This is a genomic window from Pseudomonas sp. W2I6 (assembly GCF_030815935.1).
Lineage (GTDB): Bacteria > Pseudomonadota > Gammaproteobacteria > Pseudomonadales > Pseudomonadaceae > Aquipseudomonas.
Genome location: NZ_JAUSXJ010000001.1, coordinates 5,580,596 through 5,596,211 on the forward strand (window position 1 = coordinate 5,580,596; position 15,616 = coordinate 5,596,211).

Genomic DNA, 15,616 nt, shown 5'->3' on the forward strand with positions numbered 1-15,616 from the left:
CGCGCTTACCGGGTAGCGATGATGAACAGGCGCGGAAACGGCAGCAACACAGTGCCATCGGCCAACGCTGGATAAGCCTTGGTGATCCGCGCCAGGTACTCGTCGAGGAAGGCGTTCCTTTCTGACTCGGTCAGGGGCGCCAGGAACGGACGCAATGCCGACCCCTTGAACCACTCCACCACCGCGGCGGAACCTGCCAGCGGATGGTGGTAAGTGGTGCGCCATACATCCACGGTGGAACAGTGTTGGCTCAGCAACTCAAAGTAGTAGCTCGCGGTATGGCGTTCATTGTGTTTGACGCTGCCGATCTTTGCGGCCCACGGGCCGTCCGCCGCGACTTCCCGCGCCAGCTTGTGGGCCGGCTCGTCAAGATTGTCGGGCGTCTGCACCGCCAGGGTGCCGCCGGAGGTCAGTTGATTGACTAAATGCGGATACAGCGTGGCGTGATCAGGCAGCCATTGCAGCGACGCATTGGCGAGGATGACGTCAAATTTCTGCGCGGGGTTCCAGGCGCCGATATCCGCCAATTCGAAGTTCAACGCGGGCAGGCGCTTGCGGGCGTCCACCAGCATGTCATCGGAGCTGTCCATGCCGGTGACCACTGCCTGCGGAAAGCGATCAGCCAGGACTTCAGTCGAATTGCCCGGGCCGCAACCCAGGTCGACGGCGGTGCGCACATCACCCTCAGGGATGGCCGCTACCAGATCCCGGACGGGACGAGTGCGCTGTTGTTCGAACATCGAGTATTGCTTGGCTGACCAGGTCATTGCGGCATTCCTTCTTCTGTGAGGAGTGAGGACAGCCTAAATCTTGTGATCCATGAGAACAAATGCCACGATTGATCATCTCCCATACCTGAAAAGTATTCCTATGCTGGAGCTCAGGCAGCTCAGGGCCTTCGTCGCGATTGCCGAAGAAGGCTATATCACCCGCGCGGCAGAACGACTGGGCATGCAGCAACCGCCATTGACGCGCCTGTTGCAAAGTCTGGAAGCCGAGTTGGGTGTGGTGCTGATGGAGCGCCTGCCACGAGGCGTGCGCCCGACCACTGCGGGGCTGGCCTTGCTGGAAGAGGCGCGGCATATCTTGGCCGGCGTCGATGGTGTGGCCGACATTGTGCGCCGCGCCGCCCGAGGTGAACGCGGACGCCTGGCGATTGGTTTCACCAGCTCCGCCGCCTTGCATCCGTTTGTGCCCAGCGTACTGCGCCTGTTTCGGGAAACCTTTGTCGGCGTTTCAGTGGTACTGGAAGAAGCCGGTACCGGTGAACTGCTGGACGCGTTGCTGCACGAAAAGCTCGACGCGGCGTTCATTCGCTCGCCGCTGAGCGGGACGCAGGCGTTGCAGGACCAGCCAATTCTGGTAGAGCCAATGTTGCTGGCGCTGCCTACCGACCACCCACTGGCTATCAACCCGTCGACGCCGCTGCCATTGGCGGCATTGGCCACCGAGGCGTTTGTGCTGTATCGGCGCCGGGTAGGGCTTGGGTTGTATGACGCGATTCTGGTGGCGTGTCGCGAAGCGGGTTTCAGCCCGCAAGTTGTGCAAGAGGCGCCGCGCATGACGGCGACGTTGAGCCTGGTGGCTGCGGGGCTTGGGGTTTCGATTGTGCCTGCCTCAATGCAACGGTTGCGGGGCGACGGGATTGTTTATCGGGAGCTTTCGGAGTGCCGGAGCCTGGTGGCGCCGTTGCACCTGGCTACCCGGGTAGGTGATACGTCGTCGGTATTGGAGAGGTTTCGGGAGTTGGTGGTGAGCGCCGCTTCTACTGACGTTTAGCGGATTGCCGTGTCCGCAATGAAAAACCCCCGGGGCCAAGGCCACCGGGGGTTTTCTGGTGTTACGCGACAGTTCTGGGTCTCAAGCGACCTTAGAAGGGTTATGAGTACCAGACATTCAGCAAGACGAACGACTGAGTGGGCTTAAGCTCATATCTTATTGGGCATTGGACGGATCATCACTACCCCGCCCTCTTATCAGTGTAAAGTTTTTCGTAAATTATGCCGTGCAAGGCTTAGGAAAACTTTACAAAATCGATAAGTGTATTTCTCAAGCTGCTTGTCTGAGCCTCGCTTAAATTCAGACCAACGGTACGAGCCTCAGAACATAGAGTGCCAAACGATTTCCATTAAACGCCTGGAGTCACGTTTGTAGCATCCGCCTCCATCAGCCTAAAATTGAATGGAGCACTTATGTATGGCGCCTCGACCGAGGCGCCGCGTGCATACAACGCCCCGTTGAGCTGAACGTATAGAGCTGTAAAAATTCTAAAGCAGCCCGTTATAACCCACTATATTTTTCTAGGCGGCTTCTTGATTGTGAGCTTCACTTGGCTAGACATCGGAAGTCCGAGACCACTGGACTGAATCAGCTCCAGGCGATCCTTTTCCATATGGTTAGTGATGTCTCGCTCAGAATCCTCACTCCACACCACATGGCCCTCACCTCTCCCGAACAGTCGGGAATTTAGGAAGCTGTCAATGTGGGCAACACGCTGCGGGTCACAAGTGATGTAACCAATCGGGACCGTCGCCGCGCTCTCGTCACTGGGCTGAAAGTGGTACTGCACCACGGCCAACTGCCCTGGGACTAGGAAGATCTCGAACCGATCCTGAAGATCCGATCCTTCGAAAGCGATTCCGTTAGGAATCCGATTGTGATATGTGCTGCGCAGCTGGCCGAGCTCCCTTTTTTCATCGAATGGGAAGATAGCGGTAATTCGACCTTTGACGTGAGGCGCCTCACTGAGCTTATCGACGGTCCTGCGGCAGAAGTCGCTGAGCAATGTCCCGTTGGCTGCCCACAGAGGCACAGAGCTCGACAGCCACAATGCCGAGTGAACCTTACCCTCTGGCCAGTCCCGAGATAGGTCTTCGAGCATCCGCCCCAAAGTAATCCGGTTGTTGTTGTCGTAAATCGGCCCGATCATAGCTCTAGTGGCTTGGCTGCCGTAGCCCGTCCTGCGTTCCTTATGATCGATCAGCCACGTGTTGATATCCAGACCTCGGTCATCTAGATAGCGGGTCAACACTTCATCCCCAAACTCCTCGCAATAGGCTTGGGGAGTCATGCCGCCCTTCGGCATCCGTAAGCTATTGAGATAGTCGGAAATCTTAGCTTCGAGCTCCATACTTAAGGGGCGCTGGCGAGTGCCGCCAACTTTCTCGGCAACGCGCTTGATGACTTCAACATTGCCCGTCTGGGTTGGCAGCAGACCGATTTCCAGATCTACCTGAATGTTTACTGGAGCCGCCTGATCGCATGCACCAACCTTATAGAGCCTGGTCTTCCGAGCTTCGGAATCGGGCAGCTTGGAGTAATCCAGAAAAGCGCGATACTGGTCGCCGAATGCATCTGCCACAGCCTGAACGGACCAAGCTTTATTTTCCGCCGGCACCGGAATTTGAGGCAGCCCCCAGCGAGTGCGATTGTTTTGACTGGCCGGCATTATGGTCTTGGTCAGCAACTCAAAAATCGGGCGCTCGATCCGCTCTTCATACTTGGTGAGACTCGGACTGGCCGATGTGCTTCCCTTGGTGCGATCTGTGAGCATCGCTGAAGGTGTCAAATGTCCGTCATTCGTGTAGACGGCCAGCTTGTTTCGGATGAGCGTTTCGATCAATACCTCGCATTCGCGCTTGGACAAGCCGAAATACTCACGAATCTCTCCAGGCAGCACTTCGTGCAAGGCCAACAGCAGACGACACGTGAACTCCTCCACCGCAGGCAAGGAGACTTCCTTCGTCCATGAGCAGCTTATTTGATACTGGTATGCAGGCAAAAGCAGGGAGATTGTGTTGCAAATGCGAAAGCCTGAGGCATCAACAGCTTGGTATTCTTCACTCATGGCGCTGACCCTCGATCACAGTGGTGCCATCTACGATTTCGTAATCATCAGGTGATTTGGCATGCTGCTCGGTCACATAACTGACCACACTCCCTAGTGCAGTTGGCGTATTCACTCCGCTCCACATTTTCTTGGAACCGATGATGACTAAGCGATCTTTGGCCCGCGACAAGGCAACATTGATTCGCGATTGATCGACAAGAAAGCCTTGTAGTCCTTTGTCATTGTTCCTCACCAAGCTAAGAATTAATAACGTGTTTTCGCTGCCTTGGTACGAGTCAACCGTATCGATTCTGACTGCATCTCGAAGCGGTGCCGCCCACTCAGCACGACTCAATTCTTCCTCGATCAAGCGCTTTTGACCTCGGTACATGGTGATGAGCCCTATGGGTTGAGGATTCATCGGCGTACGTTTGGCATTCAGCTTTTCCATGTGTTCGGGTCTTGCGAGCTGACGCAGCAAGTGCAAGCAAATCGCAACCTCATGCTTGTTGACGAATTTACCCTTCTGGGGCTCATCCTCATTGACCGCGCGTTCTCCCGAACCACTATCGATCCAGCTGACAGGTTTGTTGAACGGATACGGAAGTTCATCGCACCACGAATCCGCTTTCTTGCGGTAGCTGTGCAGCTCGTCGTTATAGAAACAGTGGCTGACAATGTTTCCAATCGGCTCAATCATTCGGTACTGAGTATCAAGGGTAATGCCGTTGTTCACCGTAAAGGCGCGCTCGAAGTCGGTCTTGACCACTTCACGCTCATCAATCTGCAGACTCCTGGCCACTGCGCGCACGTGTTTTTTCTCGTACATGGGGGCCAACTGCTTGTGGTCGCCCACCAGCAAAACGCGGCGCCCGCACTGCATGGCAATCATGAGTTCCGAAGCTTGCGCCCGGCCTGCCTCGTCGACGATGACCCAGTCGAACTCCATCTCTTCGATGTGCAAGGCACCCGCTCCAATGCCTACCAGGGTGCCGCACACCAGTTGGGAGGTCTTGACCAGAAACTTGTCGTAGTTGGCCGCTCCCGAGCCCAAAACATCGATCCAGTCCTGGCTGATGCTGATCAGATTGTTCAGGCGCTGCAGGGCCAACTGATTGGTTACACCGTGCTGGCGCGCCACTTGGTTGGACAGCTCGCGCCAGAACTCCGGCGCGTTGGGCGATGGCAGGGTGAACTCATAACCCCGGCTGTCCATGTGATGCTGCAGTGACTCGACACAGCTTTTGATCTTACTGTCATAGTCCATCACCCTATCGATGCGGATTTCTTCGCTGATTTGGCGCTTAGAAGCGATATCGTCCCTCTGCTTGGTGTAGGTGCGCATACGATCGAGAAGCGGACTGATGCTACGGTGCAGCTTGGCCAGTTCCTCGACCAGATCTTGGCTGAGCATAAGCCGGGAAGCCAAGGCATTGATCCGCTTTTCGTACTCACGTTGAAACTTGAAGCGGATCTGGCGCTGAATTGAGCTGGAATGGCACTGGAGCATCTGATCGTCGATGGCCGATTCGTGGCCCAGGCGAACGACGCTGACGTCAGTGCCGAGCTCTGAGCAGAGTTCGCGGGCCTTGAGCGCGACCGTGTCCACCGAGGCATGTGATTGCCCCACCAGCAGGATGTTACCCGCCAACTCATTTTCAAACAGGTAGTGGATAAGCTTGGTGACGAAGGCGGTTTTCCCGGTGCCAGGCGGCCCCTGCAATACACCGATCGGCCCTTCGGAGATGACCCGCTGGAAAGCGATGACTTGGCGTGGATTGAGTTGCCCCTTATCCGAGTCATAGCGCTCTCTAATTGCAACTTCATCAGGGATTTTGCCAGTCACCTTGGACTGCAAGGCCCCGGCTTGATCGAAGTAGACAGGGAGGTGAGCAATTCGGGACACTCCGTTGAGCACGCGCTCCATGGCCTTCTTGCGGCGCTCGCGAGAGGCGTTATTGAGTTTGGACTCAAAAATAAGCTCCGTGCCTGGCGTCAGCTTCTGTTTAACGCTGCGAATGCCGGCAGAAAAAATGCGCACAGCCATTCGTGTTGAACTGCACTCTTCGGCCACCACCTCACCAAACGGGCGGTTCTCGCCCTCCAGGAAGATGCCGATGTCACCGGCATCTTCGTTGAAGTCTAGATCCTGGCCATTTTGCGGCACATAGGGAATGAGTAGTGCGCCACTAGGGCTCTCTTCAAAGGCGGCATTCTCGATTTCGACGCGCCTCAGCTGGTCACCTTCGGTTTCGAGCATTGCCTTCCAGATAGCCGATGGCTTGATGCTCTGATCGGCGAACTCGTCAGTTTCTTCACCTCCCTCCTCTTCACCTGACACCGACTCGGGTTTCTTCAGGAAGCTCTGCACGGGCTCTTGGCTCAGCAGAAAGCGTACGAACGCCTCATCGGTAGCCTTGGTTGAAATACCTTTTTGAACGGTGATGGGTTGGATGAAGGTAGCCTGAGCTTTGTGCCCTGCCGAAATGTAATCGCTGAACGACACATCGGATAGCCAAGGCGAAGACAGCGTCTGGTGCACGGGATCAAAATTGAATGCCAGACGCCTATCCAGCGCGGTCAGCCTGATGTATAGCTGCTCTGGATTGCGGTCAGCGCGCTCGACGTACAGGTAATACGCAGACTCTCTGCCCTGAAGTAATGTCTCTTCTGTGGGCCACCGGAAGACGTCAGCGACAAATTTCAGTACAGGTAATTCTGCTGCCTTAGGCTTTCGAAGAGCTTCGAGCTCTGCCTTGAGGCTTTCGCTCAGCGGATCAATGGCAACGGGAATTCCGTTCGGCTGCTCTTTAGCCAAAGCTAACTCGGCGACCAGAGATGTGGGGGCTTCAGCTCCTAGGAGCTCGCCTACGATCTTGTAGAGCGCATAGCAGTCGCGACCAAAGCTGTCGGTGCTGGCCGGGTTGGCCGGGCCGTATTCGACATTGTAGGGATCAGAGGTGTCGCCAAAATCGAGTGCGTCAATGAACATCAGCGAAAGAGGCTCGCACTCACCGCTTGAACGAACCAGAATGTTGTCTGGATGCAGATCCCCATGAGCAAAATCTCGGCCATGCACATTGATCAGCAGATTGCAGAGTGCCGAAGCGGCCTCCAGCTTTTTCTCAAGGTTGTCCAAGGTCGTAACAAATTCAGGCCAGCCGGTGCCCTGCTCGAAGCGCGTGACGACAAACAGTCCATTGCCGCCCGCAAACATGCCATGGGTCAGCAGCGCCGGCAGTGGCAATTCGTCCTCAAGAGACTGCTCGATGCGCTTTCTCATGCGCAGGATACGGCGGTTGGTGCCCGGATTCTTCAGGTCGACCACGGCCTTCGGCCAGAACTTGAATAGTGCCTCTTCAGAGTCAAACACACACCGATAAACCATTTTCTCTGCAGTGCCGATAGGAACGACCCCTGGCGCTGGCGGGAAGTAGCTCATCAGCATGTAGGGGTTCCAATCAGCCTTGACGAAATCGCCCTTGGCAATTTCCTGCATGACCTCCTGGGTATCGTCATATTGCAGCGGTTTGCCGATCGCCAGCGTGTTAAATTCAGCAAGCATTTCAGAAGCATTAGCAAAGCGGTTCTTCTGCTCTAGATCCATTGCCTTGGCGAAGAATCCGTCCAGCTTGCCATCGAAGGGATCACTGGCCACTGAGCGCCATACGCAAATGCCTTCTTCCAAGACAAACTTGGCGCAGTGAAAACAAATCTTGTGGGCGACTAGGGCCAGCAGGTAGACGTCTTTGGCAAACGGGCTGAGTACATCACCCTGTGAGGCATATACATCTTCGGGAAGGAGAGTCGTGTTGCTTTTTAGGCGTTCGGCCAGATCCTTGACCGTGCCTTTGTCAGGCACGAAGGCGGCGTGGAAACTGGAGGCCAAGACGATGCGCGAATCCTGGGAGTACCAAAGGTTCTGCGTGTCGATGTCCCGATGCGCAAAACCCATACTGTGCATTTCGGCAAAGGGCGCCAATAAAGCCTTGGTAAGGTCAAGACGTTCGTCAACCGACCATTTGTGGCCATGCAGATTCAGGTGCTGCTCAAGACGCAGGGTGTTCTTGCGAATCTCGAACAACTCGACGCAGTCACTGGTGATGTTGTCCTCAACCATCGGGGACAAAGGCCTGAGAAGAAAATCTTCTAACGGGCTGTTCGCAGCGCTGGCGGTGCGAAAGACAAAGTCTTCTCGCGTCACCACACGGCGCCAAGTCTCATCGTCGTGAAATGCCAACCCTAAAGCTGCCAAGTCCCAGCGACGCATCATGGCCTTGCTAACAGGAGGGCCGGCTTTGGTGGCGGGGTACTCACTGAACAGATGCTGATCATGCATGCGGTCTGGGGCATGAGCAGCGGTGTATTCCAGGTATTGGAATTCAGCAAGCTCTACACGATTACCACGAAAGAAGCTGTCGAAAATGGGCTGGGCTTTGTTGGGTCTTAGCCTGCCCACTTCGTCGAACTTGATCATTCGCACTTGCTGAACCAAGCTCTCGTAGCCTTTGCCCGCGATCTTCAGAAAGCCTTCAAGGGTGTGAACGTACTTGCGCTCCCCTTCAGGCAGATGCTCAGGCGTCGCGCTACCACAGAGCACCACGTGCGCTTCGACGAAGGGGTCGTAGGACAGCTTATGTCCTATTTCTTTTTTGAGAATGGCCGCCAGACGATACCCTTGGTCTCGCTTGCGGTGATAGGCACTTTTGCCCCTGTTCTGCTCGCCACGCGGGGTGGTAATGATCCAGTTGCCATCATAGTTGGTCAGCTTACCGTGCCATTCTTTGAGTTCGACCACGAGCACGCGGTCATGCGTCACGACAATGAGGTCGAACTCCATCGAACCCTGCTTATCCGCAACCAATACCGATGCGTAACCGAACCAGCTCTCACGCAGGTGCCTTTGCATCTGATCCAGAGCGTTTGTCTCGCTCTTGTGCAACCCATTGCCCCGAACGACGATTTGCATAATGGCTTCCCTGTTGCCGACCTGCAGCCCATGAAGCGGCGCCTAGGGAATAGTGCCTCCTTGGCAACCAGCTCGTCTCAGCCACAGCTCCTGCTGGCTTTTAATAAACGCTGTCAGTGCTAGCTTCAGACACAGATAAGTCCCGTAGGCTTGTCCCTGTATCCCGATTGATGCAAATGGTATCTGAATGATGGCATTGTGCCCATAGAGATCAGCCACATCGGACTGGCTGTTTGGTTCTCCCTGTGAGCGTGTAATAGCATATAGACATTGCCCGAGCTAAGCTTCGATAGCTGGATCAACACGCTTAGCGGAGTCATCATGGAAGAAATTCACTATTTTTTTGTAATCCCTGCCCTCACGGAAGAAAAATTCACTACCTTTCAGGGGTTCCATCCTGGGTTAGCAGAAGCAGAATCAATACTGTTATTTCACGCCCTGTGCTGCGCACCAAATACTCCATTTGAAATTTTCTATACATATGAACAACTACTTGAATCAAGGCGCGAATCTTCTTTCAAAAATGCAACTCCTATAAGCGCCTCGTATATAGATTCCGTTCCTGACACACATAGCGAGCGCTTTTGCATTTTCTTTTGTCGCCCGATAGATTTAGAAACCGTCATACGAGCCTGTAAAAAGTTTAAATATCCTCCACTCATTGTAAGCCTCATCGATCATGACACCTATGACGTAATAAACCTTCAAAACCAAACCACACCCTTATCCCAATTACTCGATCAATACATATCAGTTCACTTACACAGAACAGGCCAACACCCGTCGAAAAAAACCAGGAACACTTACAACCTCAAGGTTCCTTTCCCTAATCGCTCTTCCGGCGTCACACTAGCTGGAGAACTAACACACCACGCCCTGGGCTTTGAATTTACAGAATCAGAAACCTTAATCGCATCCAACCCTGACTCTTATGTAGACGCAATGCTGGAAAACGCGGACTCAATATTCAACATAATAAACACCAAAATATATGACGGCCGCCAAGAAGTCGTGTTATATGCACCATCCATATTTACAAAATACCAAGACATGAATGGCATTTACTGGAATCAAATCTTACGAAAAGTAAAATTAAAATGGCACCGCAAATTAATAAAAAATGGAATATTCAAAAACCGTCAATACTCTGGAATATCCGTTGAGGGAGCTGACGAAAACAATCCATATCATGACCCGATGGCTCATTTAATAATAGCTACACGACAAAAAGAGCTTTTTATAACGAACCTTTGTGCGGCCTTCATAGCCACCAGTGAGTTTTTACCCGCAATTCGGCTACCTAATAGTGTAAATCTCAGATCGAAACAGCTTAAGGAAATTGAACAGCTTTCGCAAAAAGAGAACCCTAATTCAAGCCAAAAATTCCAGCAAGCCTTTAGAAAAATATCGGAAGACTTCGTCGACGACATAGACAAAAAACTGATCAATTACATAAATACGAAAAGCGGTGCTTGCAAGATAATAAGCGACGCCCCAATAGAGTGGCTATACTTCGACAAGCTACCGCTAATGATTAGTCACGAAGTATCGAAGATACCAGCAACACCGGGAAACATGCTGATGCAACTCAGCTTCGCAGGGCAGAAAAAATACATACACAAAAACTCACTGCTGGATATATTAGTAATACGCTCATTCCGACCATGCGACCCAATTAAAAGCTATCTTCAAGTAGCAACTGAAACCTTCCCGTTCAAGCATGGCCTCACCGTAGAATTCATTGACGTCGAAACAATCGAAGAAACAATATCTGCATTGAATAGCTACAGCGGTGCGATTGTGATTTTTGACTGTCATGGCGACCATGACGGTCCTGAGGGAATTAGTTGGCTTGCAATCGGGGAGGAGAAGTTAAACACATGGGACTTATACGAAAAAGCAAGAATCCCACCTATAGTTATGCTCAGTGCATGCCTGACTAGCCCAATAAACGGCTCCCATGCATCTGTAGCTAATGGACTACTTAGATCAGGTGCACTTAGTGTTATTGGAACGTTTTTACCCGTAGAAGCGACGCGGTCTGCAATCTTTATGGCTAGGATTTTGTTTAGGATAGACAGCTTCCTGCCAGTCTTAAAGGCACTAGACTTTAATGCAATTTCCTGGCGAAGCATGATCAGTACCTTTTTTAAAATGTCCTACACAACAGACATGCTCCATTATTTCAGAGACGACTTAGCACTGATTAGTGACATCCAATATAACGAAATTCACCTTCAGGCAAGTAAGAATATAAACTCACTAAACCCGAATTGGCACGAAGATATTCTTGAAAAGCTAGCCAAACTGACATCACTACCCCCTAGCCACTTTATCGACCAGATAAAAAATCACCATCCAATGATGGAGACGATGAATTACTGCCAGCTTGGCCGGCCAGAAACCTTAATAATATTGACTGATAAAAAACACACCACTCAATAACCAAAGCGAGAAAAGCATGGCGCTTCATATTGAACAGTTTGCCCAAGCAAATCTCGATGACAAATCACAAGGCTATCTAATTTCTTTATGGATTGTATTTTCGAGAAAACTAGAGAAAGGCAAGTTAAGTGACAAAATAAAGGACGAACTAAGTAAACGGGGAAGAGACATATTAAAAATCAACATTACTCGCCGCAAGGAAAAATACGTCAAACTTTTAAATAGCCGTCAAGCGCTTACATTAGCTAGCCCAATAGAGTTAAAATCTCTCGGTGCGATGAGGGTAAAGAATTTCCGCGGGTTTGGATCTCTGCCTAGCGACGACAAAGGCACCTACATTAAGTTTTCATCGGGGAAGAATATATTTTATGCGCCAAATGGTGGCGGAAAGACTTCCCTATGTGAGGCCATTGAGTACAACGTTACAGGTTCGTTAAAGGAAGCTGATCGCCGCCATACAAAGCTTAATGAATATATTCGTCGCGGCCAAGAAAAGGTAAATCTGGTTCTTAAGGCATCGGATGGTTCTAACTTTGTAAGCAGCCCCCAATGGTCTACTTGTTTTATAGATCGGAATCGACTTCAAGAATTTTCACTTCTAGGTTCAAAAGATACTAGCTTTGTCGAACGCGATGTATTAGCAGCCCTATTTGGGCTTGAGGAAATTGAGGAGCTAATACAGCGCTTTGTGCTTCCAAAAAGTTTTAATTTGGATCACCTAAAATCATATTCAACTAAAGAAAAAATTGAAATCTTAAAAAACCGTCATAGAGAACAACTAGACACAAAAAAACAACACCTCCAAGAAATATGCAACAACAGAAAGGAAATATGTTTAGAGCTTGGAATAGATCGTTACGACCGATTCGAAATGGGGAAACGGTTTGAATATAAAAAACGTCTTCTCGCATATAAGGAAGATAAACTTAGAAACCTTAAAAAACTTTCTCTCCCACAGTACATCACTAAGCACAGATATGAAGCAGTGTTGCGAACACTGCGTAAAGCCGTATTCTCTTATGACACCTCTATAGCAGATCTAGCGGATAATCTATCAGAGATTGACTTCCAAAAATTGTTCGAGGCGGTTGATAAAATAGGGGAATCACAAGATGAAAATCTAAGATGCCCCGCTTGCTTAACGCCGGTTGATGACACAGTAGAGAATCCTTTCATTCGAGCCAAAAAAGAACTAAATCGCTTTGAGACTTTGAAAGCATTGCAAGAGGGCCTTAAAGTAAACGAAGGGAAATTAATAACGTGCACCAAAATCATAAAAAGCCTAATCAACGCAACACAAGAGAACAATACAAAAGGGATAGCTTTAAGTGATTTTGCCACGAATATAGAAAACTTAGCAGCTCTCAACATGCATACGCTCTTACCTTCAGAGCACAGATCACTTGTAGCTCTCGGAATTGAATGGCTTACGTCGAACAAAAATGAAATATTAGCTTACCTAGAAAAATGCCACGAAATGGTACTACAAGGAAAAGACAACAACACGCTACATCTAGAAAAACAATCACAGATAGATGCACTGCAAGCATCAATACTAAACATACAAATTAAAAAAAGCGCTGTTCAAGACTCATTGAAACGAATTCGAGGTCTTGCAGGCACACTGAGGGAGTTCTACGGCACACTAAAACTATATAACCATGACCTAAACACTGAAAATGAATACAACAACCTACTCACTGACATTCAATCCCAATATCAGACATTGTATAGCGACCTTTTAAAGTACAAGCTAGAGGTTGAAGAAAGTCAAATAACCGGCATTGAAAATAAAGCCACGTACTATTATCAGAAGATCAACGAACACGATGATGATTGCGAAAAAATCTATGCTATAAAATTTGACAGGCAGACAACAGGATACAGAATCAAAATTCGCTTAGCGGATAATTTAGTACACGATGCATTTTCCTCTCTTAGCGAGGGCCACCTTAGGTCACTGGGGTTAGCACTTTTACTCGCAGTTGCAGAAAAGTACAAATTTCCCTTTATCGTATTTGATGACGTTGTAAATGCTATAGATTCCGACCATCGAGCTAACATAATCAAACTAATGTTTAACGATCCGTACTTAAAATCCATTCAACAAATCATCACAACCCATGATCGTTTATTCTGGGAAAGGTACTGCAACACGGGAGCACCAGAGAAGAGCAACGAAACTTTTACTAGCAGGACCTTAAAGTACACCAACAAAGGGCTGACAGTAATTGAATACAGTTCTGGGTTTTCAAGCAAAGTGCAAGCAGCACTTACCGTATCAGATGTAAGACAAGCCCTAGTATACTGTCGCATATGGCTAGAAACCATAGTAGTAAAGTATTGCATAACTAACAAATGCTCGATAACCGGTGTATTTACAGAGCGACATCTCAAGCCTAACAACCTTTTGGAAATTAGCTTGGAGTCGATGTACGACCTGATTGAAGCAGCCGTGGCCAAGGATGCCACCTACCTAAATACTATAAAGAAAGACCTCATCAACTGGAGGGGTCAAAATCAGGAGCACCATGCATTTGATGAAACCGGTCTAAACTTTGTTCACTCCAAAACAAGCTCTGAAGTTAAAGATATTTTCACAGCAATCACCAAGCTAGAGTATCAGCTATTTCCTGATGATTTATGCGCAGCGCTACTTTCAGAAAAAGAGCTTCTAGAAAAAAAACTTAATATGGCCAACCGAAAATTAGATGACGTGCAATTTATGACGCACGCAAAAGCAGAAACCATAGACAACTTTGTCGAGAGCAAAAAAACTTGCGAAGCCTTGCTGTCATCAATAGATGCGGATATGACATATATTGAGCAGTGGCAACAAATTTCTGCAATTTAAAATTAATGCGTTCTGTACACCCTATTGTGACTTAATTCCTACAAGTTCATAATAACCGGTAACTCAGCCTCGGACCGATTACTCGGGGGTTCGGGAAATCCCAGAAATATTCCGCTGCGCATGCAGGAATATCCTTCAAAATGAAGCATAAACCTGCCTGCGAGGGCAGCCGGTGATTTGACACCATGACCCCTTGCAAAGAAAGAGGTGACTGGCCCTATAGCTAAAGCTATCAATCCCAGACGGGGAGAAAATTGATTGGCCCCTCTGAGTTCAAGCCTTAGTCTAGCGACACATCATCCCCATCCGGCTCAGAGCATCGCGACGTCCCCACTGTCAGAAGAAGCAAATCGCTCCGAAACATTCTGATTCACAGGCTCCAGACGATAGCGAGGACGATACGGCGTACCTGATGCTTAGGAGAGCCCTTCTTGACGACCCCACGTTTGCTACGATGCTACCTCGGCTCTAAAACGGTTCACCATCATTCATGATGCGACCGGTGAGCTATGTTAGCTCATCCTTGCACGATATCGTTCAGGGATGAGCTACCCTCTAATGCATTTACGTCACAAGTTTTGCTGGTAGCATGCCTCAAATTACTAAGCATCTGCATGGGACCTTTACAAATGACAGAAAAACTAAAAAACTACAATCTTACTGCCTACCTTAAAAATTCTGAAGACTTAAAAGTACTATTCGATGATGTACTGAAGACTGGAGATGCGAATTTTATAGTTAATTTCTTAAGAATGGCAGTTCGCGCCAGAGGAGTGGCGTTAGTTTCTAAAAAAATCAAAGATAAACCTGACCCCATGCCCGACTTTCTTTTGGGAGAAGAAGACCCCTCGTTTAAGATCGTTCTATCTGTTATCCAGGCTCTTGAAATAGAGCTAGGCATTCGCTCCGACGTGCCTACGTAATTTATTTACAACTAAGAAAGTGCTGCAAAGGACCCGAATGCTTGTCCAACTACCAGCTAAGAAGTTGATTTTATATGTATCCTTAACGGACGCCAAGTTGAAACTTCAGATTTTCCAGTTTGCTTAGAGCAAATCTCGCCTGAAATAAAATTCAACTCGAGGGCACGAACTTAATTAAGTCAAGTCTTCGGCCTCTCCGACGAATCGCGATCAACAGGCGGTAATGGAGCATCCAACATCTCCTTTGACATTCCGTGTTTATAAACGTTGTATTGCCATCTCGCAAACCGCTCTAGCAACCTTTCATTTTCGTCTTTTAAACGATTATTCTCGCCCTCCAACCGTCGAATTCGCTGTTCTGCAATATTTAAACTAGCCGGTCTTTTAGTAGGAACATGACCAGCTTTCACTCTAGCCTTTCGGCTTAAATAGGCTGTCTTTACCTTCTCATGAGCGTTCAACGTCTGTCGTGTAGGGCGTGAGCCAATAACTTTCGCCCCTTCATCACATACGGCCTCCCAAGTCAATTTTCCTTCCCAAGCGTCAATCAGTGCAACGAGCACATCAATGTTTCTTACAGTGAGATGTTTCGCCAT

8 protein-coding genes are annotated in these 15,616 nt (G+C 49.5%); 4 read left to right on the forward strand and 4 right to left on the reverse strand.

Features of this window, described 5'->3' with window-relative positions; translation table 11 throughout:
* Positions 1–5 precede the first annotated feature (5 nt).
* A complete protein-coding gene (gene tam, locus QF039_RS25825) occupies positions 6–767 on the reverse strand; it encodes a trans-aconitate 2-methyltransferase (RefSeq protein WP_102370003.1) in 762 nt (253 codons plus the stop codon).
* Positions 768–870: 103 nt separating this feature from the next.
* Between tam and QF039_RS25830 the strand changes: the two genes are divergently transcribed.
* Positions 871–1,779 carry a LysR family transcriptional regulator gene (locus QF039_RS25830; RefSeq protein ID WP_174717791.1) on the forward strand — a complete coding sequence of 303 codons (909 nt, stop codon included), beginning with the start codon at positions 871–873 and terminating at the stop codon, positions 1,777–1,779.
* A 511-nt stretch (positions 1,780–2,290) separates the two neighbouring features.
* Here QF039_RS25830 and QF039_RS25835 read toward each other — a convergent pair.
* Together QF039_RS25835 and QF039_RS25840 are read right to left on the reverse strand one after the other, a co-directional pair.
* Complete coding sequence (locus tag QF039_RS25835; RefSeq protein WP_307521380.1) at positions 2,291–3,847, reverse strand: hypothetical protein; 1,557 nt, start codon at positions 3,845–3,847, stop codon at positions 2,291–2,293.
* Complete coding sequence (locus QF039_RS25840; RefSeq protein WP_307521382.1) at positions 3,840–8,798, reverse strand: AAA domain-containing protein; 4,959 nt, start codon at positions 8,796–8,798, stop codon at positions 3,840–3,842. The genes QF039_RS25835 and QF039_RS25840 overlap by 8 nt, the downstream gene beginning before the upstream one ends.
* 321 nt (positions 8,799–9,119) lie before the next feature.
* Here QF039_RS25840 and QF039_RS25845 point away from each other — a divergent pair, with 321 nt between their 5' ends.
* From QF039_RS25845 to QF039_RS25855, 3 genes are all read left to right on the forward strand, one after another.
* Positions 9,120–11,243 (forward strand): CHAT domain-containing protein, encoded by a 2,124-nt coding sequence (locus QF039_RS25845; protein WP_307521383.1) that lies wholly within the window; start codon positions 9,120–9,122, stop codon positions 11,241–11,243.
* Positions 11,244–11,259: 16 nt separating this feature from the next.
* The gene (locus QF039_RS25850; protein ID WP_307521385.1) at positions 11,260–14,097 is read left to right on the forward strand and encodes an ATP-binding protein; all 2,838 of its coding nucleotides are present in this window, start codon (positions 11,260–11,262) and stop codon (positions 14,095–14,097) included.
* A 629-nt stretch (positions 14,098–14,726) separates the two neighbouring features.
* Positions 14,727–15,020, forward strand: a complete 294-nt coding sequence (locus QF039_RS25855) for a hypothetical protein (protein ID WP_307521387.1) — start codon at positions 14,727–14,729, stop codon at positions 15,018–15,020.
* Between the two features lie 179 nt (positions 15,021–15,199).
* Here the strand turns inward: QF039_RS25855 and QF039_RS25860 are convergent, their stop codons facing one another.
* Entirely contained in the window at positions 15,200–15,616 is a 417-nt protein-coding gene (locus QF039_RS25860; RefSeq protein ID WP_307521389.1) for a hypothetical protein, read from the reverse strand.

Excerpts from the sequence above, each read along its gene's own strand:
- QF039_RS25850 (WP_307521385.1), top strand. The coding sequence starts at position 11,260 with ATGGCGCTTCATATTGAACAGTTTGCCCAAGCAAATCTCGATGACAAA.
- QF039_RS25845 (WP_307521383.1), top strand. The coding sequence starts at position 9,120 with ATGGAAGAAATTCACTATTTTTTTGTAATCCCTGCCCTCACGGAAGAA.
- QF039_RS25855 (WP_307521387.1), top strand. The coding sequence starts at position 14,727 with ATGACAGAAAAACTAAAAAACTACAATCTTACTGCCTACCTTAAAAAT.
- QF039_RS25830 (WP_174717791.1), top strand. The coding sequence starts at position 871 with ATGCTGGAGCTCAGGCAGCTCAGGGCCTTCGTCGCGATTGCCGAAGAA.
- tam (WP_102370003.1), bottom strand. The coding sequence starts at position 767 with ATGACCTGGTCAGCCAAGCAATACTCGATGTTCGAACAACAGCGCACT.
- QF039_RS25835 (WP_307521380.1), bottom strand. The coding sequence starts at position 3,847 with ATGAGTGAAGAATACCAAGCTGTTGATGCCTCAGGCTTTCGCATTTGC.
- QF039_RS25840 (WP_307521382.1), bottom strand. The coding sequence starts at position 8,798 with ATGCAAATCGTCGTTCGGGGCAATGGGTTGCACAAGAGCGAGACAAAC.
- QF039_RS25860 (WP_307521389.1), bottom strand. The coding sequence starts at position 15,616 with ATGGCGAAACATCTCACTGTAAGAAACATTGATGTGCTCGTTGCACTG.